This window comes from Xanthomonas sp. 3058, assembly GCF_014199765.1.
In the GTDB taxonomy this organism is placed as follows: Bacteria; Pseudomonadota; Gammaproteobacteria; order Xanthomonadales; family Xanthomonadaceae; genus Xanthomonas; species Xanthomonas campestris_B.
This window is the reverse complement of the sequence record NZ_JACHOF010000003.1, coordinates 46,289-72,315: the sequence shown is the minus strand read 5'-3', so window position 1 is coordinate 72,315 and position 26,027 is coordinate 46,289. Positions and strand designations below refer to the sequence as shown.

Annotated in this window: 16 protein-coding genes; 9 read left to right on the top strand and 7 right to left on the bottom strand. The window is 65.3% G+C overall.

What is annotated here, in order from left to right; translation table 11 throughout:
- Positions 1-5 precede the first annotated feature (5 nt).
- A complete protein-coding gene (locus GGR61_RS05855; RefSeq protein ID WP_184620776.1) occupies positions 6-1,067 on the bottom strand; it encodes a LacI family DNA-binding transcriptional regulator in 1,062 nt (353 codons plus the stop codon).
- A 161-nt stretch (positions 1,068-1,228) separates the two neighbouring features.
- Here GGR61_RS05855 and GGR61_RS05850 point away from each other — a divergent pair, with 161 nt between their 5' ends.
- The 6 genes from GGR61_RS05850 to GGR61_RS05825 all read left to right on the top strand — a co-directional run bounded on the left by GGR61_RS05850 (position 1,229) and on the right by GGR61_RS05825 (position 12,790).
- Positions 1,229-3,439 (top strand): alpha-glucuronidase family glycosyl hydrolase, encoded by a 2,211-nt coding sequence (locus GGR61_RS05850; protein ID WP_184620775.1) that lies wholly within the window; start codon positions 1,229-1,231, stop codon positions 3,437-3,439.
- Entirely contained in the window at positions 3,436-5,400 is a 1,965-nt protein-coding gene (locus GGR61_RS05845; RefSeq protein ID WP_184620774.1) for a sialate O-acetylesterase, read from the top strand. The genes GGR61_RS05850 and GGR61_RS05845 overlap by 4 nt, the downstream gene beginning before the upstream one ends.
- An 11-nt stretch (positions 5,401-5,411) precedes the next feature.
- Positions 5,412-6,671 (top strand): D-mannonate dehydratase ManD, encoded by a 1,260-nt coding sequence (manD, locus tag GGR61_RS05840; RefSeq protein ID WP_184620773.1) that lies wholly within the window; start codon positions 5,412-5,414, stop codon positions 6,669-6,671.
- Positions 6,671-8,359, top strand: coding sequence for a glycoside hydrolase family 43 protein (locus GGR61_RS05835; RefSeq protein ID WP_184620772.1), 1,689 nt, complete (start codon positions 6,671-6,673; stop codon positions 8,357-8,359). Before manD ends, GGR61_RS05835 begins: the two co-directional genes overlap by 1 nt.
- 2 nt (positions 8,360-8,361) lie before the next feature.
- Positions 8,362-11,073, top strand: a complete 2,712-nt coding sequence (locus GGR61_RS05830) for a glycoside hydrolase family 3 C-terminal domain-containing protein (protein WP_260287000.1) — start codon at positions 8,362-8,364, stop codon at positions 11,071-11,073.
- Between the two features lie 292 nt (positions 11,074-11,365).
- Positions 11,366-12,790 (top strand): mannitol dehydrogenase family protein, encoded by a 1,425-nt coding sequence (locus GGR61_RS05825; protein WP_260287118.1) that lies wholly within the window; start codon positions 11,366-11,368, stop codon positions 12,788-12,790.
- A 148-nt stretch (positions 12,791-12,938) separates the two neighbouring features.
- On the opposite strand, the gene GGR61_RS05820 is transcribed toward GGR61_RS05825, so the two are convergent.
- Positions 12,939-13,325 (bottom strand): VOC family protein, encoded by a 387-nt coding sequence (locus tag GGR61_RS05820; RefSeq protein WP_184620771.1) that lies wholly within the window; start codon positions 13,323-13,325, stop codon positions 12,939-12,941.
- Between the two features lie 306 nt (positions 13,326-13,631).
- Between GGR61_RS05820 and GGR61_RS05815 the strand changes: the two genes are divergently transcribed.
- A complete protein-coding gene (locus tag GGR61_RS05815) occupies positions 13,632-14,552 on the top strand; it encodes a kelch repeat-containing protein (protein WP_326520618.1) in 921 nt (306 codons plus the stop codon).
- A gap of 157 nt (positions 14,553-14,709) precedes the next feature.
- Here GGR61_RS05815 and GGR61_RS05810 read toward each other — a convergent pair whose 3' ends face one another.
- The 5 genes from GGR61_RS05810 to GGR61_RS05790 all read right to left on the bottom strand — a co-directional run bounded on the left by GGR61_RS05810 (position 14,710) and on the right by GGR61_RS05790 (position 21,029).
- Positions 14,710-15,747, bottom strand: a complete 1,038-nt coding sequence (locus GGR61_RS05810) for an SMP-30/gluconolactonase/LRE family protein (protein ID WP_184620769.1) — start codon at positions 15,745-15,747, stop codon at positions 14,710-14,712.
- 75 nt (positions 15,748-15,822) lie between these two features.
- Positions 15,823-17,007, bottom strand: a complete 1,185-nt coding sequence (locus GGR61_RS05805; RefSeq protein WP_184620768.1) for an endo-1,4-beta-xylanase — start codon at positions 17,005-17,007, stop codon at positions 15,823-15,825.
- Positions 17,008-17,240: 233 nt separating this feature from the next.
- Entirely contained in the window at positions 17,241-18,662 is a 1,422-nt protein-coding gene (uxaC, locus tag GGR61_RS05800) for a glucuronate isomerase (protein WP_184620767.1), read from the bottom strand.
- Positions 18,663-18,703: 41 nt separating this feature from the next.
- A complete protein-coding gene (locus GGR61_RS05795; protein ID WP_184620766.1) occupies positions 18,704-19,693 on the bottom strand; it encodes an endo-1,4-beta-xylanase in 990 nt (329 codons plus the stop codon).
- Positions 19,694-19,703: 10 nt separating this feature from the next.
- Positions 19,704-21,029, bottom strand: a complete 1,326-nt coding sequence (locus GGR61_RS05790) for an MFS transporter (protein ID WP_184406576.1) — start codon at positions 21,027-21,029, stop codon at positions 19,704-19,706.
- 464 nt (positions 21,030-21,493) lie between these two features.
- Here GGR61_RS05790 and GGR61_RS05785 point away from each other — a divergent pair, with 464 nt between their 5' ends.
- Positions 21,494-24,436, top strand: coding sequence for a TonB-dependent receptor (locus GGR61_RS05785; protein WP_184620765.1), 2,943 nt, complete (start codon positions 21,494-21,496; stop codon positions 24,434-24,436).
- Between the two features lie 97 nt (positions 24,437-24,533).
- Entirely contained in the window at positions 24,534-26,021 is a 1,488-nt protein-coding gene (locus tag GGR61_RS21085; protein ID WP_260286995.1) for an MFS transporter, read from the top strand.
- The last annotated feature ends 6 nt before the right edge of the window (positions 26,022-26,027 follow it).

Genomic DNA, 26,027 nt, shown 5'->3' with positions numbered 1-26,027 from the left:
TAGGGCTATTGCGTCGTATCCGCCGCCGGTGCGGCGACCGAATCCCGCTTGACCAGCAGGTGCGCCACCACATGATCGACCATCGCCGTGCGCTCCTTGGCGCGAATCGTCTTCAACAGGATATCCAGCGCGGCATCGGCCATGGCGGCGATGGGCTGCTGCACGGTGGTGAGTTCGGGCCAGACGGCAGTGGCAGCGGAGGTGTCGTCGAAACCGACCACCGACAGATCGCGCGGCACATCCAGCCCACGGCGATGCGCAACCGAAATTGCAGCGGCAGCCATGTCGTCGTTGCTGGCGAAGATGGCGCTGGGGCGGCGTTTGCGCGCCAGCAATTTTTCGGCCGCGACCAGGCCAGACTTGTAGGTGTAGTCGCCCGGTTGCACCAGATGCCGATCCAGACGCAGGCCGGCGTCGGCCAGCGCGGCCTGAAAGCCTTCGAAGCGTCGCGTGCTGGCGGACAGGTTGGGATGCCCGGCGATATAGCCGATGCGCGTATGTCCCTGCGCGATCAGATGCTCGGTGATCTCTTTGGCGGCGGCGAATTCGTCGATGCGCACGCAGGCCACGTCGGGACTGAAATGGTTGGAGGCGATCGCCACCACCGGCACTTTGGCACGCACCAGTTCCAGCACGGCCGCCCTGGATTCGCACAACGGTGGCGGCAGGATCACCCCGGCCACGCCCTTGGCGAGTTTGCGCGCTGCCTTGCGTTCGGCATCGGCGTCCAGGTCGTCCCAGCAATCGATGACCAACTGGATCGAGGTACGCGAGGCAACCCGCAACACGCCCAACAGCAACTCACGCAAGTACGCGCCACTGGGGTCGCTGTAGATCAACGCGATGCGCGTGCTCTGTGCGGCGGCCAGCGCACTGGCGGCCAGATTGGGTGTGTAACCCAGCTTGTCGACCGCGCGCAGCACGCGTGCGCGGGTGGCATCGCGCACGCTGCCGTTGTTGTTGACCACGCGCGAGACCGTCATCGGCGAGACCTTCGCCAGCGCCGCCACCTCATCGATGGTGGTCGCGCGGCTGGTGCGGCGGACCGATTTCCTGACCTTCTCCAAGCGTGGCCTCTTCAAGTGGGTGACGAACTTGCACGATGCACACAGACCGCTGCGGGAACGCAAGCGTCTTCTGCATGCATGACGATGCGCTGCATGGTACCGGGAAGCAGGCAGAGCGGCGATACGCCGACGCGTGCATCGAGAGCGATGGAGTCTGCAGCATGAGCGCACGTGCAATAGCGCGCTACGTCGCGGATTACCTGGCATTTTCACGGCAATGGCTGCTTGCGGTCGCGCTGCTGTGCAGCGGCCTGCTGGCCAGTGCCCGTGCGCACGCCGAAGACGGCTACGATTTATGGTTGCGCTACCAACCGCTGGCGAATGCAGCGCAGTTGCGCAGCAGCGCAAGCGAGCTGGTGGTGGCTGGCGACTCGGCGACCTTGCAGGCGGCGCGCGAGGAATTGCAGCGCGGATTGTCGGGCCTGCTTGGTGGCGCGCCGCCGTCGTCTGCCGCCATCACGCGCGATGGCGCCATCCTGCTGGGCGCGGCCACGGCGCCGCAGATCGCAGCGTTGACATTGAAGACCACCGGCCTCGGCCGCGATGGCTATCTGATTCGCAGCGTCAGCGTGGACGGGCATCGCGTCACTGCCATTGTCGGTGGCAGCGATGTCGGGGCGTTATACGGAGCATTCCATTTCCTGCGCCTGCTGCAGACCGGCCAATCGATCGCCGCGCTGGATGTGCGCCAATCCCCGCGTCTGCAGCTGCGCATGCTCAATCACTGGGACAACCTCGATGGCGTGGTCGAACGCGGCTATGCCGGTGCCTCGCTGTGGAACTGGCAGACCCTGCCCGGCTACCTGGATCCGCGCTATACCGACTATGCGCGCGCCAACGCATCGCTCGGCATCAACGGCAGCGTGCTCAACAACGTCAACGCCAACGCCTTGAGCCTGACCCCGCAGTACCTGGACAAGGCGGCGGCATTGGCCAAGGTGTTTCGTCCCTATGGCATCCGTGTGTTTCTCAGCGCGCGCTTCAGTGCGCCGATCGAGATCGGTGGACTGACAACTGCCGACCCGCTGGATCCGCAGGTGCAGCAGTGGTGGCGCCACACAGCCGACGCGATCTACGCGCGTATCCCGGATTTTGGCGGCTTTTTGGTCAAGGCCAATTCCGAAGGCCAACCCGGCCCGCAGGATTACGGACGCAGCCATGCCGACGGTGCCAATCTGCTGGCCGATGCACTGGCGCCGCACGGTGGGGTGGTGATGTGGCGCGCGTTCGTCTATTCGCATGAGCAGCCAGATGACCGCGCCAAGCAGGCGTATAGCGAGTTCATGCCGCTGGATGGAAAATTTCGCGACAACGTGATCGTGCAGGTCAAGAACGGGGCGATCGACTTCCAGCCGCGCGAGCCGTTCCATCCGCTGTTCGGCGCGATGCGCAAGACGCCGTTGATGCCGGAGTTTCAGATCACCAAGGAATACCTGGGGTTTTCCACCCATCTGGCCTATCTGGGCACGCTGTTTGCCGAAACCCTGCAAGCCGACACCTATGCGCGCGGCAAGGGCTCGACGGTTGCCAGGACCGTGGATGGCAGCCTGTTCAAGGAGGCCGGTCGCACGCGGCTGACCGGCATTGCCGGGGTGGCCAATATCGGGGCGGACCGCAACTGGAGCGGCTCGATCTTCGACCAGGCCAACTGGTATGCGTTCGGGCGGCTGGCCTGGAATCCGGACCTGTCGCCGCAGACCATCGCGCAGGAGTGGGTGCGCATGAGCTTCTCCAACGAGACGGACGTGGTAACAGCGATCGTGTCGATGATGATGCGCTCGCGCGAGGCGGTGGTGGACTACATGACCCCGCTCGGCCTGCACCACCTGATGGGGCGCGGCCACCATTACGGACCCGCCCCATGGGACGCCGGCAGCCAGCGCCCCGATTGGGACCCGGTCTACTACCACCGCGCCGACCGCAACGGGATTGGCTTCGATCGCAGTGCCAGCGGCAGCAATGCAGTGGCGCAGTACGCCGCACCGGTGGCACGCGTGTTCGGCGATGTGCAGCGGGTGCCGGAGCGCGATTTGCTGTGGTTCCACCATGTGCGGTGGGATCACCGCATGGCCTCCGGGCGGCCGTTATGGGACGAGCTGGTGTGGCACTACGACCACGGTGTGGAGGAGGTGCGTGCCATGCGCGCGACATGGCAGGGCCTTGCCGGCAGGATCGATGCGCAGCGTTATCGACAGGTGGCCGCTTTCCTGGCGATCCAGCAGGACGAAGCGCAGTGGTGGCGCGATGCCAGCATTGCGTATTTTCAACAGGTCTCCGGGCGTGCGTTGCCGCCAGGGACGGTGCCGCCCGCGCATCCGCTGGCGTACTACCAGGCATTGAAATTTCCGTATGCACCGGGGCACCCGAAATGAGCGCACGCACGCTTGCCGTTGTCATCGCGGCACTGTCGGTATCGCTGGCAACCCGTTGTGCGCACGCAACCGATGCACCGCTGCTGCATGCGCTGTTCCAGGACCATGTGGTGTTGCAGCGCGATGCGCCGATCCGTGTCTGGGGCAACGCGGCGCCCGGCGAACGGGTGAAGGTGCAGCTGGATGCACAACCGGTCCTCACACGTGCAGACCGTGACGGCCATTGGGAAGCGCGCCTGCCGGCCCACACTGCCGGCGGCCCGTACAGCTTGCGCGCCAGCACCAACGATGGCGCGGTACAGCAAGTGAGCGACGTGCTGATTGGCGATGTGTGGCTGTGTTCGGGGCAATCGAACATGGAATTGCAAGTACACCGCTCGCTGGATTCGCGCAGCGAGATCGCCGATGCCGATAACCCGCGCATCCGCATGTTCAAGGTGCCCGCGCAATCCAGCCCGACCCCGCAGCGTACCTTCGCCGGTGACGCGCGCTGGCAGCTCACCACGCCGGAGACGGTGAAGGATTTTTCGGCGGCGTGTTACTACTTTGCGCGCGAGCTGCAGAAGAAAGTCGATGTGCCGATGGGCCTGATCAATGCCTCATGGGGCGGCTCGCAACTGCAGGCATGGATCGGCGAAACGGCCTTGCGCGCTGCCGGCGACGATGGCCCGGCACTGGATGTGCTGGCGCGTTACGCGGTGGACCCGGTGGCTGCTGCGCCGCGCTGGGGCGCGCTGTGGGAGACCTGGTGGCATGCCCACGGCGATGGCGAACCCTGGCAACCGGATGCGCCTGGCGCCTGGCAAGACGCACCGGCCGCGTTGGGCGCATGGGACGACTGGGGCGTGCCGCAGTTGGTCGGCTTCAATGGCATGGTCTGGTACCGCACCAGTGTCGCGCTGACCGAGGCGCAAGCCGCACAGGACGCCACCTTGCTGCTTGGCCCGGTGGATGAGTTGGACCAGACCTGGGTCAACGGCGAAGGTGTGGGCAGTACCTACGGGGCCGATCAGCCGCGTCGCTACCGTCTCGCGCGCGGGCGGCTGCATGCCGGGCGCAACAGCATCGTGGTCAATGTGCTCAACACTTATCGGCGTGGCGGGCTGTTGGGGGATGCCTCATCGCGTGCCCTGCAGTTTGCCGACGGCAGCACGCTGCCGCTGACCGCGCCCTGGCAGTACCGCATCGTGCCGCCGCAAGTGGGCACGCCGCCGCGCGCACCGTGGTCGTCGGCGGCCGGGCTGACCACCTTGTACAACGGCATGATCGCCCCGCTCGGTCACCTCGGGCTGCGCGGCGTGCTGTGGTACCAGGGCGAATCCAATGCCGGCGATGCGGCGCATTACCCTGCGCTGCTGACGGCATGGCAACGCGATTGGAGACAGCGTTTCGGCGCGACGCTGCCGTTGCTGGTGGTGCAACTGGCCAATTACGGCGCACCGTCCGCAGCGCCGGTGGACAGCGGCTGGGCGCAACTGCGCGAGGCGCAACGGCGCTTTGTCGCCAGCGATGCACACGCCGGCCTGGCGGTGACGATCGATATCGGCGATCGCTACGACATCCATCCGGCCAACAAACAGGAGCTGGGCCGGCGCCTGGCGCGTGCGGCGCGCCATGTGGTGTATGGCGAGGCGATCGCGCCATCGGGCCCGGTGCCGCGTCGCGTGCGACGTGAGGGCGACACCGTCAGCATCGCCTTCGACGATGTGGATACGGCGCTGCTGAGCTATGGCGCCGATGCGCCGATCGGTTTCGAAATCTGCGGCGATGCCGCACGCAGCTGCCGCTATGCCAGCGCCACGCTGCACGACCACGCCATCAGTCTGCGCGTTCCTTCCGGCCTGGATCCCACGCGCGTGCGCTATTGCTGGGCCGACAGCCCGGTATGCACGTTGTACGACCGCAGCGGCCTGCCCGCCGGTCCGTTCGAACTTCCCGTTACCGCCGTCACTTCCCCCTGAGCGAGACCACGATGTCCCAGATTCCCGATTCCCCCGCTCCGCTGCAAGGCTCTGCCCGCGATCGCGAGATCGTGGAGGCGCGCGTCATCGTCACCTGCCCCGGCCGCAACTTCGTCACCTTGAAGATCCGCACCCGCTCCGGCATCACCGGGCTGGGCGATGCCACGCTCAATGGCCGCGAGCTGGCCGTGGCGGCGTACCTGCAGGAACACCTGGTACCGAACCTGATCGGCCGCGATGCCGGACGCATCGAAGATATCTGGCAGTTCTTCTATCGCGGTGCGTATTGGCGCCGTGGCCCGGTGACGATGAGCGCGATTGCCGCGGTGGACGTGGCGCTGTGGGACATCCTGGGCAAGATGGCCGGCATGCCGTTGTATCAGCTGCTCGGTGGGCGCTCGCGCGAAGGTGCGCTGGTCTATGGCCACGCCAACGGCCGCGACATCGCCGAAACCAGCGACGAAGTGGGCCGCTTCCGCGAGATGGGCTTTATCGCCATCCGCGCACAATGCGGCGTGCCCGGCATCAAGAAGACCTACGGCATTTCCAGCGGCGGCAAACCGTACGAGCCGGCCGAAAGCGAACTGCCGACCGAAACGGTATGGTCCACGCCGCGCTATCTCGGTGTGGTGCCGAAACTGTTCGAGCAATTGCGCAGCGACCATGGCGATGAGATCGAGCTGCTGCACGACGCGCATCACCGGCTCACCCCGATCGAGGCCGCGCGCCTGGGCCGCGACCTGGAGCCGTACCGCCTGTTCTGGCTGGAAGACGCCACACCTGCGGAGAATCAACGCGCATTCGAAGTGATCCGCCAGCACACAGTGACGCCATTGGCGGTGGGCGAGGTGTTCAACTCACTCTGGGACTGCAAGCACCTGATCGAACAGCAGCTGATCGACTACATCCGCACCACGATTGTCCACGCCGGCGGCATCACCCACGTGCGTCGCCTGGCCGACTTCGCCGCGCTGCATCAGGTGCGCACCGGCTTCCACGGCGCCACCGATCTGTCGCCGGTGTGCATGGGCGCGGCATTGCACTTCGACACCTGGGTGCCCAACTTCGGCATCCAGGAATACATGTTCCATTCCGACGAAGCCAACGCGGTGTTCCCGCACGATTACCTGTTCCGGGACGGCCGCCTGCATTGCGGCGAAACGCCCGGGCATGGCGTGGAGATCGACGAGGCGCTGGCTGCCAAGTATCCGTATGTGCCCAAGCAATTGCCGGTCGCACGCCTGGAAGACGGCGCGATGTGGGACTGGTGATGCGCCTGCTGCCGGCCGTGGTTGCGGCACTGCTGGTGGCGTTGACCTCGCCTGCGCGCGCGCAGGCGCAGGCCGAGGTTGCCTTCGATTGGTTCGATTATCGCGGCGACGATGCGGTGTTCGCCACGCCGTTGCCGGCTGGCCATTACCGCAACCCGGTGCTGGCCGGGTTCTACCCGGACCCCAGCATCACGCGTGTGGGCGATCGCTATTACCTGGTCAATTCCACGTTTGCGTATTTCCCGGCGATTCCGGTGTTCGAGAGCCGCGATCTGGTGCAATGGACGCAGGTCGGCAACGTGGTCGAGCGGCGTGAGCAGCTGAACTACGACGGCCTGACCGTCTCGCGTGGCATGTTCGCCGCCAGTATTCGCCACCATGACGGGCGCTTTTATGTCGTAGGAACCTCGGTCGACAGCGGCGGCAACTTTATCGCCAGCGCCAGCAACGCCGCCGGTCCCTGGTCGCAACTGACCTGGCTGCCGGGCATCGACGGCATCGACCCGTCGCTGTTCTTCGACACCGATGGCAGCGCGTATCTGCTCAACAACGGCCCACCGGAAGGCACGCCGTTGTACAAGGGGCATCGCGCGATCTGGATGCAGCGCTTCGACATCGCCACCAACCAACCGACCGGCCCGCGCAAGGTGTTGCTCAACGGCGGCGTGGATCTGGCCAGCAAGCCGATCTGGATCGAAGGCCCGCACCTGTATCACCGCGACGGCTGGTACTACCTGTCGTGCGCAGAGGGTGGTACCGGGCCGCAGCACTCGCAGGTGGTGCTGCGCAGTCGCAACGTGTGGGGGCCGTTTGAGGCGGCGCCGCACAATCCCATCCTGACCCAACGCGACCTGCCGGCCGAGCGCACGCACCCGATCAGCAATGCTGGACACGTGGATCTGGTGGACACACCCGATGGGCAGTGGTGGGCGGTATTTCTGGCCAGCCGCCCGTACGCGCAGGACCGTTACAACACCGGGCGCGAAACGTTCTTGCTGCCGGTGCAATGGCGCGATGGCTGGCCGTCGATCCTGCCTGCCGGCAAGCCGATTCCGTACAGCGCCAAGGCACCACGCACTACGCAGCCGCACATCGATCAAGCGCCGCTGTCGGGCAACTTCAGCTGGCATGACGATTTCGACACCGCCACGCTGCGGCGCGAGTGGCTGTTCCTGCGCGTGCCCAAAGAGGATGTGGCCGACCTGCGCACGCGTTCCGGTTGGTTGACGCTGCATGCCAGCACGCACGGCCTGGATAGCACCGCGACACCGGCCTTTCTCGCACGTCGCCAGCAACACACCCGCTTTACCGCGAGCACGGCGGTGGCGGTGCCCGCGCATTCCGGCGTCAGTGCCGGGCTGGCCGCGTTTCAGAACGCCAACGCGTGGTATGCGCTTGGCGTGCGCCGCAACGGCGATGCGCTCGACGTTTTCCTCGACAAGCGCGATGGCGCCAACACGACAACCTTGGCGCGCACCCGCGTGCCTGTCACCACGCAACTGCGCTTGCAGATCATTGGGGATGGCGGCGCGTACAGCTTCGCCTTCGATGCCGATGGTCGCGGCTGGCAGACGCTACGCCGCAACGATGACGCCAGCATGCTCAGCACCGCACAGGCGGGTGGCTTCGTCGGCAGCATGATCGGGCCTTTTGCCCAGTTGGACCCGGACCGTACCAAGGAGGACTGACCATGCACCCGCACTTCGCCCACCTCGCCACTGCTCCACGCCGCGCGCTCGCACGCAGCGTCGTGTTGGCACTGGCACTGGCACTGGCTGCCGCCAGCACCCAGGCTGCCACCCCACCGCCGTATCTGGATACGCAGCGCCCCTTCGACGCGCGCGCCGCCGACCTGGTATCGCGCATGACGCTGGAAGAAAAAGCCGCGCAGATGCAGAACGACGCGCCGGCCATTCCCAGACTGCAGGTACCCGCCTACGACTGGTGGAACGAGGCATTGCATGGCGTTGCGCGTGCCGGCGGGGCGACGGTCTTCCCGCAGGCGATCGGCCTGGCGGCGACATTCGACACGCCGCTGATGGCCGAGGTGGCCACCGCCATCAGCGACGAAGCACGCGCCAAGCACCACGCGTTTCTCGCCCGTGGCGAGCACAAGCGCTATCAGGGACTCACGTTCTGGTCGCCCAACATCAACATCTTCCGCGACCCGCGTTGGGGACGCGGGCAGGAAACCTACGGCGAAGACCCGTTCCTGACCGCGCGCATGGGCGTCACCTTCGTGCAAGGCCTGCAAGCCCAGCAAGGCCCATACCGCAAGCTCGATGCCACCGCCAAGCACTTCGCCGTGCACAGCGGCCCGGAGGCCGACCGTCATCACTTCGATGTGCACCCCAGCGAGCGCGATCTGCACGAAACCTATCTGCCCGCGTTCCAAGCCTTGGTGCAGGAGGGCAAGGTCGCTGCGGTGATGGGTGCCTACAACCGCGTCAATGGCGAATCGGCGTCGGCCAGCACCCGACTGGAAGGCATCCTGCGCCACGATTGGGGCTTCGACGGTTACATCGTCAGCGATTGCGCGGCCATCCGCGATATCTGGCAGAACCACAAGATCGTCCCCACGCCCGAAGCCGCCGCCGCGCTGGCGGTCAAGCACGGCACCGACCTGGATTGCGGCGATACCTATGCCGCATTGCCGGCTGCGGTGCGCGCCGGTCTGATCGACGAAGCCACCATCGACACCTCGCTCAGGCGCTTGATGACCACGCGCATGCGCTTGGGCATGTTCGACCCGCCCGCCAAGGTGCCGTGGGCGCAGATTCCGGCATCGCGCAATCAATCGCCGCAGCACGATGCGCTGGCGCGCCGTACCGCGCGCGAATCGCTGGTGCTGCTCAAGAACGATGGCGTGCTGCCGCTCAAGCCCACGCTCAAGCGCATCGCGGTGATCGGCCCCACCGCCGACGACCCGATGTCGCTGCTGGGCAACTACTACGGTACGCCCGCCGCACCGGTCACCATCCTGCAAGGCATCGGCGATGCGGCGCCACAGGCGCAGGTGGTCTATGCGCGCGGCAGCGACCTGGTGGAGGGACGCGAAGACCCCAACGCCGCCGCCCCGATCGACACGCGTTATCTGCGCCCCACTGCCGATGCCAAGCAGAACGGCCTCACCGGTGAATACTTCCGTGGACGTGCATTGGCCGGCCAACCGGTGCTGACCCGCATCGACCCGCGTATTGCCTTCCGCTGGGATCGCAATGGACCCACCGACGATGCCGTCGGTCGCGGCGAACTGAACGCCGCCAATGCACTCGGCCCGGACGATTTCAGCGTGCGCTGGCACGGCCAGTTGCTGGCGCCGACATCGGGCACTTACGAGCTGCAAGTGGCCGCCGACGATGGCGTGCGCCTGTACCTGGACGGCAAGCTGCTCATCGACCAGTGGGCCGATGCACCGCGCATGCGTGGCGGCACCGCCAGCGTCGCCTTGGATGCCGGCAAGGCCTACGACCTGCGCCTGGAGTACTACGAAGCCACCCGCGACGCCGGCGTACGTCTGGCCTGGCGCATGCCCGGCGCCAAGCCGCCGCTGCAGGAAGCGGTGGATGCTGCGCGCAACGCCGAGGTGGTGGTGTTCGTCGGTGGCCTCACCGGCGATGTCGAAGGCGAAGAGATGGACGTCAATTACCCCGGCTTTGCCGGCGGCGACCGCACCGACATGCGCCTGCCCAAACCGCAGCGCGCGTTGCTGCAGGCATTGCAGGCCACCGGCACGCCGGTGGTCGCGGTGCTGACCACCGGCTCGGCCCTGGCGATCGACTGGGCGCAGCAACACGTGCCCGCCATTCTGCTCGCCTGGTACCCCGGCCAGCGTGGCGGCAGCGCCGTGGGCGATGTGCTGTTCGGTCAGGCCAGTCCCGGCGGCCGCCTGCCGGTCACGTTCTACAAGGAAGACGAGCGCCTGCCTGCCTTCGACGACTACGCCATGCGCGGGCGCACCTATCGCTACTTCCAGGGCAAACCGCTGTATCCGTTCGGCCACGGGCTGTCGTATACCCAGTTCGCCTATTCCGACCTGCGCCTGGATCGCAGCAGCGTGGCCGCCGACGGCACGCTACGCGCCACCGTCATGCTCAAGAACACCGGCAAGCGCGCCGGCGACGAAGTGGTGCAGCTGTATCTGCATCCGCTCAAGCCGCAACGCGAGCGTGCACTGAAGGAATTGCACGGTTTCCATCGCATCACCCTGCAACCGGGCGAACAGCGCGAAGTGAGCTTCACCATCACTCCGCACGCCGCGCTGCGCATCTATGACGAGCAGCGCAAGGCGTATGCGGTGGACCCGGGTGCCTACGAGGTGCAGATCGGCGCCTCCAGCGCGGATATCCGCGCGCAACAGCGGTTCACCGTCACCACCGCACAGGCGGCCGACAACCGTTGACACGTGCGCCTGGTCCCATGCCCCGCTTCCGAGGCTCCCTTCTCCCGCCTGCGGGAGAAGGGAACCGAAGGACGAGTGCAGACGCCGCACACGCCCACACACGCTGCTGCCAGCAAGGCATCGCGCCAGGCGCCTGCCCGCTCCCGAGCTTGCTTCTCCCGCCTGCGGGAGAAGGTGCCCGAAGGGCGGATGAGGGCAGCACACGTCCCATGTCAGCCATAACGCAAAGAGCCCCGCAGTGACCGACCACCCGACCGCACTCCCCCCGCTGCGCACAGACCTCGTTCACACCTTGCCGCCCGCCATCGTCCGTCCGGACTACGATCGCGCGGCGACCCGGATCGGCATCGTCCATCTCGGCGCCGGCGCCTTCCACCGCGCCCACCAGGCTGTCTATATCGACGACCTGCTCGCAGACGACCCAGGCTGGGCCATCTGCGCGGTCTCCCTGCACAACCCGCAGGTACGCGATGCACTGCGTCCGCAGGATGGGCTCTACACGCTCGCCCTGCTCGACGAACACCCGCAGCTGCGCGTCATCGGTGCCATCGGCGAGGTGCTGTGCGCGCGCGACGAACAAGCCGCCGTGCTCGCCCGCCTGTCCGACCCCGCTGTGCGCCTGGTCACCCTCACCGTCACCGAAAAGGGCTATTGCCTGGCTGGCGACACGCTCGATCTCGCCCATCCGGACATTACGCACGACATCGCCCATCCCGCCACCCCGTGCAGCGCCATCGGTTATCTCGTCGCCGGCCTGGACCGGCGCAGGCAACACGGCATCGCGCCGTTCACCGTGCTCAGCTGCGACAACCTGCCCGACAACGGCAGCCTGCTGCGCCGCGCCGTGCTGCAACTCGCAGATCAGCACGATTCGACGCTTGCGGCCTGGATCGACCGCCACGTCACATTCCCGCGCTCGATGGTCGACAGCATCACCCCGGCCACCGACGACGCCCTGCGCGCACAGGTGCAAGCGCAGACCGGCGTGCACGACGCCTGGCCGATCCAGCGCGAGCGCTACAGCCAATGGGTGATCGAAGACCGCTTCTGCAATGGCCGCCCCGCGTTCGAACGCGCCGGCGCGACTCTCAGCGACGATATCGCCGGCTACGCACGCGCCAAGTTGCGCCTGCTCAACGGCCCGCATTCGGCACTGGCCTATCTTGGTAGCCTGCTCGAACTGGAGACCGTCGCTGACGGCATGCGCCACCCGCGCCTTGCCGCCTTCATCGAAACGCTGATGCGCGAAGACATCGCCCCCACGCTGCACCCCATGCACGGCTTCGACGCGCAGCACTACATCGACGCCATCCTCGCCCGCTTCCGCAACCCCGCCATCCGCCACCTGCTCGCGCAGATCGCCTGGGACGGCTCGCAGAAGATTCCTGTGCGTTTGCTCACCACCATCGCCGATGCACTGGCCGCCGGGCGACGCGTCGATCGCCTCTGCATGCCGGTGGCGGCATGGCTGCAGTTCGTGCGCAGGCAGGCGGGAAATGGTGTGGCGTTGGTCGATCCGTTGAACACGGCGCTGAGCCACATTGGGCGTTCGATCACTGGCGCTGCCGGCCATGACATCGCAGCGTTTCTTGCACTGGATGCGGTGTTCGCATCGCTCGCTGGCGATGCGCGTTTTGTAGAGCCGCTGCAGATCGCCTACGACGCATTGGGCAACGGCAAGCCAGCGGACGTAGCGCGGGCGATCAGCTCAACGTAGACAACCAACATGACATGCCAGCTCCGCATACGCCTGCGCAAGGCAGCCCTGCTGTCCACACGGGGTCACGCACTGCGCGGTCATGCAGCGCACCCAGCAGCAACCTGTACACGTCACGCGTGCAGATCTCGATAGATCCGGCATGCGCTTAGCCCTCGATCACCTGCCCGATCCGAAGCAGGTTGCCGTCCTCGTCGACAATCGCAAACTCCCGCATGCCCCAGGGCTTGTCCGCGACCGGATCGAGGCGCGGAATGCCACGTGTCGGCAGATCGGCCACCCGCATGGCGGCGTAGACCTCATCGGCATTGCCAACCCGGATGTAACACCCTGCATAGCAGGCTGCCGGCTCAAGGTCCGGATGCGCAAAGAAATGCAGTTCCACCTCGCCACGCGTCAGGATCGCGTACCCGGCATCATGCGGATGCGCGTCTCCGACAAATCCAAGGCGACGATAGAACACAAGCGTTCGCGCGATCGAACGGCTTGGCAGCAGCGGGATGGTGCGTTCGGTCGCGGAAGAATCGGAAGCCATGCGTTCCCTCGTTCGGTGACTACTGGCGCAACTCGATGGACCTGCCCGCGCATTCTACTGTTTCGACAATGCGCATGTTGACTGCGCCTGCCTTTGCACGGCGCCGGTACTGATCAGCTTGCCTGGAAGCGGCAGAAGGTGGTGATGTGTCGATCCACTTGCCATTCCGCATCCAGGGAGTGATCTGCCATGACACCGTCAGCAAATGCTTTGTGCGTGCTTCTGTCGTTGACTGCATCGGCATGCTTGCCTGCGTTTGCCGGGACCGCCGTGCACACGTCTGGATCGCCGACGGAGCAGCACGCAGTGCATTGGAAAGCAGTGGCTGGCAAGGGCACACCGCATGCACGCCACGAGAACAGCATGGTGTCGATCGGCGAGCGTCTCTATCTGATCGGTGGCCGCGATGATCGGCCACTGGCGATCTACGACAGCAGGACGCGCCGCTGGTCGCAAGGCAGCAAACCGCCATTGGCCGTGAATCACGCGCAAGCGGTGGTATCTGCCGGAAAGATCTACCTCGTTGGCGGGTTCACCGGCAATTATCCGGAAGAACCTTCGCTGACCCACATGCTGATCTACGATCCTGCCACCGACCGCTGGCAGGTTGGTGCAGAGATTCCCAAAGACCGTCGCCGTGGCTCTGCCGGCACGGTGGAGCACGACGGTGTGCTGTATCTGGTGGGCGGCAACACGCGTGGTCATATGCGGGGCTATGTCCCGTGGCTGGATGCGTTCGACACCCGAACGCAGCAATGGACCCAGCTACCCGACGCACCGCGTGCGCGCGATCATTTCCACGCGGTGGTGATCGATGGCAATGTGTATGCAGCCGGCGGACGCAGGTCGGCACACGAAAGTGGCAACACGTTGGCGCAGACGATTTCCGAGGTCGATGTGTACGACATCAGGCGTGGCACGTGGCGCGTGGCACCGGCCGCGTTACCGACCCCGCGCGCCGGTGCCGCCGCAATCGCACACGCCGGGCAGCTGCTCATCATGGGCGGCGAAAGCATGCGCCAGGTCAAGGCGCACGACGAGGTCGAAGCCTTCGATCCGGCGACGTCCACATGGACGACACGTGCAGCCTTACCACAGGGGCGGCACGGCACCCAGGCCGCGGCGATCGGCAGCGATCTCTATCTCGTTGCAGGGAGCGCAAACCGCGGCGGCGGCCCGGAGCTGGAAGACATGCTGGTGTTGAGTGACGTGCAGATGGCGCGATAAATCGAGGTAACCGGCAACACCTCAACCCGCGATGTTGGCGGGAGACAGGACAGCGGCCACGGCCCCGGATGATCGGGCGCCATCCTAGCCAATGACCGCTCCCAGGATGGAGCGGCACATTCAGCGTGTCGTGCTTTGTGGTCGCCTGGAACAGCCTCTAGCGCGCAAACTCCAACCCAAGCGCTTTCACCCGCACCCGCGTCAACATCGCATGCGAGGTCATGTACAGCGTGTGGCCGTCATTGCCGAACGCGCAGTTGGAGATCGGCTCGCCAGTTTCGATACGGCCCAAGCGCTGTCCAGCCGGATTGAACACGATCACGCCACCCGGGCCGGTGGCGAACAGGTGGCCATCGGCGGCCACCGCCATGCCATCCGGCAGGCCGGGCGCATCCTTGGCGACCAAATCGGAGGCATCGGCAAAGACACGCCTGCCGGTCACGGCACCCTTGGCATCGAGCGCATAGGCCATCCAGATCGGGCGCTCCGGGTCGGAGTTGGACACGTACAAGGTGCGCTCATCCGGCGAGAGCGCGATCCCATTGGGAAAGCCCAGGGTATCGTCCAGCAGATGCACGCTGCCGTCGCTGTCCAGGCGATAGACGCCATTGAAGCGCAGCTCCTTGACCGGCGAGTCGTTCATGTTTTTAAGGCCGTACGGCGGATCGGTGAAGAACACCACGCCGTCGCTGCGCCGAACCACATCGTTGGGGCTGTTAAAGCGTTTGCCTTCGAACTGTGTCGCCAGCGGCGTCTTCTTGCGGGTGGCCGGGTCGAGCCGGGCAACGATGCGGGTACCGGAGTCGGCCAGCAGCACGCTGCCGCTGGGTTCGGCGTACAGCCCATTGGCGCCGGGTTCGCGCAGGGTGTCCAACGCCGGGCCGCTATAACCCGACGGCGACAGGAACACCGACAGGCCCGCGTCCTCGGACCAGCGATAGAGCTTGTTGTCCGGCACATCCGTGAACAGCAGATAGCCACCGTTGCGGACCCAGGTCGGGCCTTCCGACCAGATGAAGCCTTCGCTGAGCTTTTCGATGCGCGCGTCGCTGTCGACCATCTCGCTGAAGCGGCGATCGAATGTTTTCAACTGCCCGATCGCGGTGAAACGCGGCGGTGGCGGCTCTTTCCTGGTGCAGGCGGCGAGGATTGCGAGCAACGGAACGGCCAACAGCAAATAGGGCGGCAAGCGCATCGGTCAATCCACTAGCGAAGTGCGGCCATGATGCCATCCTGCCTGTGCACGAGGCAGATACACGCACGTGACACGTTAGCGCTCGCTAGCGGCCGCAGGCACCGCCAACACCGCATCCAACGCGGGCTTCGGTTGATGATTGCGATCGAACAGCAGTGGGTAGTTGGTGCGGCCGGGCACGGGATAATCGTTTTTCCACGACATGTCATCGCTGACACCCCAGACGCTGACACGTGCGAGCTTGTCGCGCTTGCGCCAGAACAGCGCGAACAATTCGGCGTAGCGATCACGCAGTTGCGCCTGCACGTTGGGCGGAAGGCCATCGCGATAGGGATCGAGAAAGCGCTTGAATTCCGGTAGCTGAAACTGCTTGTGGGCAAGGCCGGTGCCGATGACCTGACCTTCCTTGGTGAGCGGCAGGACATCGATGTCCAGCTCGGTGATCATCACCTTGATCCCCAGCGCGGCGTACGCATCGATGGCGTCTTCGATGTCGCGCAGGCTTGGGTAGTCGAGCCCCCAGTGCCCCTGCATGCCGACGCCATCGATACGGATGCCTGCGCCCTGCAGCATCTTGACCATGCGCACGATGCCATCGCGCTTGGCCGGCCGCCAGGCGTTGAAGTCGTTGTAGTAGAGCTCGGTGTTCGGCGCATAGCGCTGGGCAAACGTGAACGCATTGCGCACCACCGTGTCGCCATCGCCGACGCGCTGCACCCAGTTGGTGGAACGATAACTGCCGTCTTCGTCGATGATCTCGTTGACCACATCCCAGCCCTGCACCTTGCCGACATAGCGTCCGGCCACCTGCGCGATGTGCGCGCGCATGCGCTCCAGCTGCGCCTGCGGGGTATTGGGCTTGCCTTGCGCATCGACGAAGAACCAGTCCGGCGTCTGGTTATGCCAGACCAGCGTGTGGCCGACCACGAACATGTGGTGGCGGCGCGCATAGCCGACGAACGCATCGGCGGCACTGAAGTCGAATACGCCGGGATGCGGCGAAACCACTTCGGCCTTCATGACGTTCTCGGCGGTGATGGCGTTGAAATGACATGCGACCAATGCGGCAGAGGCCGCATCCTTGCCGGAGACGATGTCGGCATTGACGGCAGTGCCGACCAGGAAGCCATCGGCATAGGCGCGCTTGAGCGAACTGCTGCGGGTGTCGCACGCGGCAAGCGCCGGCAATGCGACGACGATGCCGATGGCGGCCAAGCCGATGCGCAAGCGCGTTGCCGGACACACGGTGGGTTTATGCATGGCTGGATTCCTGTTGAAAGGCCGCCTGAACTACATCGGCCGCACACCGCCTCATTCCGCCACGACCTGCGTGCTCGCCGCGTGCAAGGTGTCCGATTCCACACGGACGATGATGACGCCGCGTGCACCCGGCTTCGCACGCACGATGGCCAGGCAGCGGCCATTGAGGGCATCGCGCCATTGCGCATTGAGCGCCAGACGCGCGCGCGGGCATCGCTGCGCCGCGCACAGCCTCACAGCTTGTAGGCCCGCTTGGGCAGGCGATACGCCAGATCGATCGCCACCTCGACCGCTTCGTCTTCCTCCAACCGATGTTCGGCCACCAGTTTGGCCAGGAACGCGCTATCCACGCGTCGCGCCACATCGTGCCGCGCAGGGATCGACAGAAACGCACGCGTGTCGTCGTTGAAGCCCACGGTGTTGTAGAAGCCGGCGCTGGCCAGGGTCTGCTCGCGGAACCGCCACATGCCTTCCGGCGCGTCATGGAACCACCACGCGGGGCCGAGCAGCAGCGAGGGGTAATGCCCGGCCAGCGGCGCCAACTCGCGGCTATAGCTGGTCTCGTCCAGGGTGAACACGATCAGCCGCAGGCGCGGGTCGTTGCCGAACCGGTCCAGCAAGGGTTTGAGCGCATGCACATAGTCGGTGCGCATCGGAATGTCGGCGCCCTTGTCGCGCCCGTAGGTCTGGAACAACGGCCGGTTGTGATTGCGGAAGCAGCCCGGGTGCAGCTGCATCACCAACCCATCGTCCAGGCTCATCGCCGCCATCTCGGTCAGCACCTGCGCGCGGAACAGCTCGGCCTGTGCGGGTGTGGCTGCGCCACGCACCACGGTATCGAACAGCCGTTGCGCCTCGCCCGGCGAGAGATCGGCGGTGGCCGCACTGGGGTGACCGTGATCGGTGGAGGTGGCGCCATGCGCGGCAAAGAACGCGCGCCGTTGTCGATGCGCGCGCAGATAGCCTTGCCAGCTCAACACGTCCTCGCCGGTGAGCGTGCCGAACTGTTGCAGTGCGTCGGCAAACTGTTCGTGCTCCGGGTCCACCACCGGGTCCGGACGGTAGGCGGTGACCACGCGTCCCTGCCAGCCGCTGCCGGCGATGGTGGCGTGATGCTGCAGTGTGTCCAGCGGCGATTCGGTGGTGGCGATCACCTCGATGTTGAAGCGCTCGAACAACGCACGCGGGCGAAATTCCGGCGTCTGCAGAGCGGCGGTGATGTGATCGTAGTAATGATCGGCCGTGCCGGCATCCAGGCGAATGCGCAGATCGAATACCTTGTGGAACACGTGATTGAGCCACAACGCCGACGGAGTTCCGCGCAACAGGGTGTAGTGCTCGGCAAACACGCGCCACGCCGTCCGTGGATCGACGGCTGCGTGCGACCCGTCCGCACGTGGAATTCCCAGCGCATCCAGCCCGATGCCCTGGCTGTAGAGCATGCGGAACACATAGTGGTCCGGCACCAGCAACAACGCGGTGGCATTGGCGAACGCTGCGTCGGTGGCGAACCATGCCGGGTCGGTATGGCCGTGCGGGCTGATGATCGGCAATGCGGCGATCTGCGTATACAGGCGGCGCGCGATCGCGCGCGTGCCTGGGTCGGCAGGCAACAGGCGGTCGTCGTGCAGCGTCAAGGATGTGGGTGTGGGCATAGGTCAGTCGACAAACAAACGAAAGAGAAGTGGTACAGCGCTCATGGCGCAGCACTGCGATGCGCGGCCACATACTGACGCAGCCAGGTCAGCGCCGGCCGCTCGCTGCCATCGGTACGGATCAGATAGGCCGCCTCCTTGTCGCGCCACAGCCCCGGCCGAAAGCCCCACAGCGTGATGCCGTGGACGCCGGGGTGTTCCCAGAACACCGGAAACACGCGCTGGTAGTCGGCTAGTTGCTGCGCATCGCTTGGGCCATCCAGATCGAATTCGGTGATGTACAGCGGCAGACCGGTGGCGGCCAATGCATCGAGATTGGCGCGGTGCACCGACATCGCCACCTCCGGCGTGGTCTCGAAGGCGTGTTCCTGGATGCCGATGGCATCGACCAGCTTTTCGCGCTGCAGCAGCTGCACGATCCGCAGATAGGTCCGGGTGGCCTGCGGGTTGTTGGTGATGCTGTAGTCGTTGATCATCAGTCGCGCGCGCGGGAAATCTTTCCGCGCAAGCCGAAACGACTGCAGCACCCACTCCCAGCCACTTTCGCCGTTGCCCCCCAGTGCCTGCAGATAGTTGCCGCCGCCGGTGTCGTCCTTGCTGGGCGGGTCGTTGAGCGGCTCGTTGACCACTTCCAGCAGGTCGATGTCCGGGTAGCGCTGCGCCACGGCGGCAAACCATTGCTCGATCTCGCGGCGTTGTTCGGCCGGCGGCAACGACTTGATCCACTCCGGTTGCTGGTTGCCCCACACCATCACGTGCATCTGGAACGGCAAGCCGTTGGCCTTGGCGAAGGCATAGGCGGCGTCGAGCCCGCTCCAATCCATCCGATCGCGCACCGCTTCCACGCTGCCCCACTTGCCGCTGTTCTCGGGCGTGAGCTTGTTCCAGTACTGGGTAAAACGTTGCGCTTGTTGCGGGCCATAGGCGCTGCCTAGGAACTTGGATGCACCGGACGCCAGTGGTTCCGCATGCACACCCATCGCACTGCTCGCCGCCAGCAACAGGCCCGCTATCACATTGCATCTGCGCATGATGGTTCCCTCAGGACGATGCGGTCGGTGCAGCCGCATTATCGATCGGCACGTGCGCCGGCTCCAGGCGCGGCACCAGCAGGTGGACCACCAACAACGCCAGCAGATAGGCCGAGCCCGCCATCAGGAAGACCGGCACGTAACTGCCGGTCGCCTGCAGCAGGAATCCGATGAAGGTGGCGATCACCATGCCGCCCACCGCGCCGGCGAAGCCACCGATGCCGACCACCGTGGCGACCGCATGGCGCGGAAACATGTCCGACGGCAGGGTAAACAGATTGGCCGACCAGCCCTGATGCGCGGCAGTGGCCAGGCCGATCAGGCCAACCGCCACCCAGAGATTGTCGGCACGCGCGGCGAACACGATCGGCACCACCGACAGCGCGCAGATCAACATGGCGGTCTTGCGCGCACGGTTGACGCTCCATCCTCGCGCGATGAAGCGCCCGGCGACCCAACCACCGGCAATGCTGCCGATATCGGCCAGCACGAAGATCACGATCAACGGGGCGCCGAGTTGCAGCAGGCTCAATCCGTATTCGGCATGCAGGAACTTCGGTAGCCAGAACAGGAAGAACCACCAGATCGGGTCGGTGATGAGCTTGCCCAGCACGAACGCCCAGGCCTGCCGATGCCGCAACACCTGCAACCACGACAGCCGCTGCTGCACCGGCTCGTGCGCATCGCTGCGGATATGCGCCAGCTCGGCGGCCGACAGGTTCGGTTGCTGCTCGGGCGGGTGATAGCTGAGCCACCACACCACCAGCCAGGTCGCACTGAGCACGCCGGTGAACAGGAAGGCCGCCTGCCAACCCCAGGTCGTGGCGATCACCGGCACCAGCAATGGCGCGACGATGGCGCCGATGTTGGAGCCGGAATTGAAGATGCCTGTCGCCAGCGCGCGCTCGCGGCGCGGGAACCATTCGGCCACGGTCTTGAGTGCCGCGGGAAAGTTGCCCGATTCGCCCAGCCCCAGGAAGAAGCGTGCAATCGCAAATCCCATCACCGTGGTGGCCAGCGCATGCCCCATCGCCGCCAGACTCCAGACCCCGATTGCCAGGGCGTAGCCCAGGCGCGTGCCGAAGCGGTCGATCACCGCACCGCTGCAGAGCAACCCGAGCGCATACGCGGCCTGAAATGCGGTGACGATGTAGCCGTACTGGATTTCATTCCAGCCGATCTGTGTCTGCAAGAACGGCGCCAGTACGCCGAGCACCTGGCGATCGACATAGTTGATGGTGGTGGCTGCCAACAGCAACGCGCAGACACGCCAGCGCACACGCCCCAACCGTTCCACGACGCCATCAGGCGCACTTTCCGGCGGCAACTGGCTCATGCGCGCAACCACCGCAACGGTGCTACCTGCAACAGGTAGTGGGAATTCGCGTAGCGAACGTCGCCACGCGGCGCCGCATCTCGAAGGCAGTTCGGGGTCTTGCCGCGGTGTTCTTCGGTTCGAGTCATCGACCACTGCGCCTGCACGAAAGTGGCCTTGCGCCACGGGTGATAGCGCTACCATTACCATGCCGCCGCGATAAATCCATCGCGCAGTGCAGCACGCGGCAAGCGCATGTCTGTGCGGCGACGTAGCGACGTGCCGCGCCGCAACGTTGGCCGCCGCAGTCGGCCAACTATGCTGCCCTGCAGCGTGCTGTTCCGAATTTGGTAGCGCTAACATCCAACGCCACTGATCGCCCGTCCCCCACCTTGCACCACCGCCGCGCCGACCGCCGGCAGCGGCACTCCCTGCGCAGGGGCGATGCGTGGGACATCTGCTCACCTGTTAGGGAAGGGATTACGGTGAAGAACAGCTACGCACGAACCGCGTTGTCCTGCGCGTTGGGATCCATCCTGCTGGGCATGACCAGCACTGCCGCCTGGGCACAGTCCACCGCTGCCGACAGCGCCGCCACCACTGCGCAAACACCGCCGGCCACCGCCGCCAGCGGCGATGCGGTGACCCAGCTCGATACGGTCACCGTGTCCGGTTACCGGCGCAGCATCCAGTTTTCCACCGATGCCAAGCGCGACTCGGTAGGGTTTGCCGACACCGTGTTTGCCGAAGACATCGGCAAGTTCCCGGACATGAACATCGCCGAGTCGCTCAATCGCATTCCCGGCGTGCAGCTCTCGCGCGACGTCAATGGCGAAGGCCTCAACATCGCCATCCGCGGCCTGGGCACCAGCTTCACCAAGACCACGCTCAACGGCGCCAGCATCGCCACCGCCTCGATCGGCCTGAATGCGCAGAACCAGAACCGCGAAGTCGATCTGAACCTGTTTCCCACCGAATTCTTCACCCAGCTCACCGTAAGCAAGACGCCCACCGCCAGCATGCTCGAAGGCGGCGTCTCCGGCGTGGTGGACATGCGCAGCGCGCGGCCGTTCGATCGCCCCGGCGTGCACTTCACCTATCAGGCGCAAGCCGACTGGAACAGCACCAGCGAGAAGACCACTCCGCGTGGTGCACTGATGGGCAGCTGGACCAACGAGGCAGGCACCCTCGGCGCGCTGTTCGGCGTGGCGTCGGTGCGCAGCAAGCTGGGCGTGCGCGGCTTCGAGAGCGTGGGCTGGACCAACCCCGGCCTGACCTACACCCAGTGCGGGCTCACCCCGCCTGCGGGCACGCCGGCAACCAATCAACCGGCGGCCTGCAACGTCAACGGCGGCGGCAACTGGCGCATTCCGGACCGGGTGCCGGCCACCGCCGGCAGCGGCCTCACCACCGGCGAAACCATCGATGCGGCGTGGCTGCTGGCGCGCAACCCCGGCCTGAGCATCGACCAGATCAGCGATGCGCTGATTCCGCGCCTGGGCCGCACCGTGCACATGGATGGCGACCGCGATCGCGATGCGTCGGTCATGTCGCTGGAGTGGCGGCCGTCCGACAGCATGCACTTCTACCTGGACACGTTGTATTCCGAAGCCAAGCGCACCACCAACCGGATCAGCATGAATCTGATCGGCCGCAACGGCAACATGATCCCGCTCGGCATGCAGCTGGACCAGAACAACGTGGTCACCAGCGCGACCTTCGCCAATGCGCAGTATTTCCTGGAAGCGCGTCCGTACCGCGAGAACGTCAAGTTCTGGAGCGTCAATCCCGGCGCGGAGCTACTGTTCGGTGCCGATCAGGACATCAAGCTCAACGTACAGGCCAACGCCACCCGCAGCTGGCTGGCGCGCGAATCGCCCAGCATCCTGGTCACCTCGCCGTTCACCACCGTCGATTACCGCAACGAGGGCGGCGATCAACCCTCGATCACCAGTCCACTCGATCTCAACGACCCCAATCTTGGCTGGGGCTGGAACGGTGGCCGGGTCAATATCCAGAACGAAAAACGCGTAACCGAAACGCGCGGTGCACGCGCCGACCTGCAGTTCGGCGAAGACAAGCGCAACATCAAGATCGGCGCAGCCTACGATCTGGCCGAGCGCACCATCCGCGGCTTCGACAACAGCACCGCGTGGGAACAGGTAGTGTGCCGCGGCGGTGGCGGCAACGTATGCAATGGCGGGCCCGGTTCGGCAATTCCCAACGCGGCCTTGTCCGGCTATTTGCGGCCCGGCCCCGGCGGGTTCATTACCGCCGACTTCGACCGTTTCCTGGGCGATACCAACTACTACGCACTACGCGATTCCGCACCGGAAACCAACTCCGCCAATACCGGTGCCTCGGCCGGCGGCATCCGCGAAAAGAACCTGGGTTTCTACATCGAAACCAACGCCGAAACCGAAGTGTGGAACCGCACGCTGCGCCTGAATGCCGGCGTGCGCTACGTGACCACCGACCAGACCATCACCGGCCCGGTCACCGTCAACGGCGTCCGCCAGGTGCAGGTGCTGGATTCGGACTACAAGGAAACCCTGCCCTCGTTCAACGCGGCCTGGGACGTGGCCGACAACGTGGTGCTGCGCCTGTCCAGCTCGCGCACGCTGACGCGCCCCGACCCCAGCGCGATGTTGCCCAATACCAATTTCAGCGACCCGTCCGCGCAGACCGCAACGCAAGGCAATCCGAACCTGGCGCCGTATCTGTCCACCAACGTGGATTTCGGCGGCGAGTGGTATACCGGCGGCGAAGGCTACGTGGGCCTGACCCTGTTCAACAAGCGCATCAGCGGCTTCACCGTCAACGGCGTGCGTCGCATTCCCTTCAACGATCTCGGCGTGGCCTACGACAGCCTGTTGCCGATCCAGCAGGCCGGCCTGGAGCAGCGCGGCGGCCCGAATGCGGCCACGGTCGATGTGCAGACGCAGGTCAACGCCGATGGCGTGCTCAACATCCGCGGCACCGAGGCAATCTGGGTGCAGCCGCTGGACAAGCTGATCGACGGCATGGGCTTCAGCGTGAACTACACGCATGTCACCCAATCCTCCGAAGGCGAAGGCATTCCCGCCGTCGCCGTCGGTGTGGCCCCGAACCTGTGGAACGGCACTGTGTACTGGGAAAAGGACGCCGCCTCGGTGCGCCTGTCCTACACCTGGAACGACGACATGGTGATCTCCGGCGCCAACCAGAACGGCATCCCTTACGCGCGCCTCAACGCCGATGCACGCGGTCAGCTGGATCTATCGGCCAGCTATGCCCTGGACTGGCTGCCGTCCAAACCGCAGATCACCCTCAACGTCACCAACATCACCGACGAGCCGCTGCGGACCACCTACGCCTGGCCCAATGCCACCTACGACCTGTATCAACCCGGGCGCACCGTCATGCTCGGCATCCGCGGTACCTTCTGAGTGCCGTGCCGGCCGGTCGTGGCACATCCGTGCCGCGATCGGCGGCATCGCGCGCTGCGGCGTTTCCCGCAGCATTCCTTGAGCCCCGCCCCATCCCATGAACGATCGCTCACAGCAACTCTCCTTGCGCGAAAAGATCGGCTACAGCCTGGGCGACCTGGCGGCCAACCTGATCTTCCAGACGCTGGTCACTTTTCTGGCGTTCTTCTACACCGATGTGTTCCGCATTCCGGCGGGCGCAGCGGCCACGCTGATCTTCGTGGTCGGCCTGCTGGGCGCATTCGTGTTCACGCCGATCATCGGTATCCTGGCCGATCGCACCCGCACGCGCTGGGGCAAGTTCCGGCCATGGATCCTGTGGACCGCATTGCCGTTCGGCGCGTTGTCGCTGGCCGCGTTCAACACGCCCGCACTCGGCGAACAGGGCAAGATCGCCTACGCATTCGCCACCTACACGCTGTTGATGCTGGTGTATGTGGCCAACAACCTGCCGTATTCGGCATTGAGCGGCGTGCTCACCGGCAGCATGGAGCAGCGCAATAGTTTGTCGGCATATCGCTTTCTGGCCGTGACGTTTGCGCAGTTCGTGATCCAGGTGCTGTTGCTGCCACTGGTGTTGATCCTGGGCAACGGCGACAAGGCGCAAGGGTTTCGCAACACCATGGCGCTATTCGCCGCTGTCGGCACGCTATGTTTTCTGATCACCTTCTTCACCACCCGCGAGCGGGTGTTGCCGATCAGCGAACAACGCACCAGCGTGCGCCAGGACCTCACCGACCTGATGCGTAACAAACCCTGGCTGGTGATGCTGGCGCTGACCATCCTGGTGTTCGTCAATCTCGCCATGAAGGGCGGGATGTACATCTACTACTTCAAGTACTACCTCGACCCTGGCGCACTGGCGCAGTTTCTCGACGACGCCGGTTTCAACCGGTTTATCGCCGCGATCAACAACGTGCTGACCGGCGCCGGCATGAGCGCGCTGCATTGGCCGCAGGATGCGCCGACATCGGCGTTCAGCGTGTTCAGTGCCGGCGGCATCCTGGCGATGATCGTCGGCATCGGGTTTTCCAAACGTCTGGCAGACCGGTACGGCAAGCGCAATGTCTTCGGCGGTGCCTTGCTGATCTCTACGCTGTTTCTGCTCGCGTTCTATCTGTATCCACCCAACGCGATCGGCTGGGTGTTCGCCTCTTACGTGCTGCATGGTTTCTTCTACGGCATCACCATTCCGTTGCTGTGGGCAATGATTGCCGATGTGGCCGACTACTCGGAATGGAAGAACCACCGCCGTGCCACCGCGATCATTTTCTCGGCAATGCTGTGCGGGCTGAAGATCGGCCTGAGCGTCGGCGGCGCGCTGGTCGCCGGCATCCTGGCGGTCTATGGCTACGACGCCGCGCTGCCGCAGCAAAGCGCCGCGGTCACCAGCGGTATCCGCATGGCCATCAGCGTGTACGCCTCCATCCCGTTCCTGCTCGGCACCGCGCTGCTGGCGCTGTATGAAATCGACAAGGCGCTGGAAACCCGCATCGAAGGCGAACTCGGCGTGCGCCGACAAGCCGCGTCACTGCCGACCAGTTGACGTCAA

What these genes read in the sequence shown, in the direction of transcription:
- GGR61_RS05850 (WP_184620775.1), top strand. Translation starts at nt 1,229, where the DNA reads ATGAGCGCACGTGCAATAGCGCGCTACGTCGCGGATTACCTGGCATTT.
- GGR61_RS05845 (WP_184620774.1), top strand. Translation starts at nt 3,436, where the DNA reads ATGAGCGCACGCACGCTTGCCGTTGTCATCGCGGCACTGTCGGTATCG.
- manD (WP_184620773.1), top strand. Translation starts at nt 5,412, where the DNA reads ATGTCCCAGATTCCCGATTCCCCCGCTCCGCTGCAAGGCTCTGCCCGC.
- GGR61_RS05835 (WP_184620772.1), top strand. Translation starts at nt 6,671, where the DNA reads ATGCGCCTGCTGCCGGCCGTGGTTGCGGCACTGCTGGTGGCGTTGACC.
- GGR61_RS05830 (WP_260287000.1), top strand. Translation starts at nt 8,362, where the DNA reads ATGCACCCGCACTTCGCCCACCTCGCCACTGCTCCACGCCGCGCGCTC.
- GGR61_RS05820 (WP_184620771.1), bottom strand. Translation starts at nt 13,325, where the DNA reads ATGGCTTCCGATTCTTCCGCGACCGAACGCACCATCCCGCTGCTGCCA.
- GGR61_RS05810 (WP_184620769.1), bottom strand. Translation starts at nt 15,747, where the DNA reads ATGCGCTTGCCGCCCTATTTGCTGTTGGCCGTTCCGTTGCTCGCAATC.
- GGR61_RS05805 (WP_184620768.1), bottom strand. Translation starts at nt 17,007, where the DNA reads ATGCATAAACCCACCGTGTGTCCGGCAACGCGCTTGCGCATCGGCTTG.
- uxaC (WP_184620767.1), bottom strand. Translation starts at nt 18,662, where the DNA reads ATGCCCACACCCACATCCTTGACGCTGCACGACGACCGCCTGTTGCCT.
- GGR61_RS05795 (WP_184620766.1), bottom strand. Translation starts at nt 19,693, where the DNA reads ATGCGCAGATGCAATGTGATAGCGGGCCTGTTGCTGGCGGCGAGCAGT.
- GGR61_RS05790 (WP_184406576.1), bottom strand. Translation starts at nt 21,029, where the DNA reads ATGAGCCAGTTGCCGCCGGAAAGTGCGCCTGATGGCGTCGTGGAACGG.
- GGR61_RS21085 (WP_260286995.1), top strand. Translation starts at nt 24,534, where the DNA reads ATGAACGATCGCTCACAGCAACTCTCCTTGCGCGAAAAGATCGGCTAC.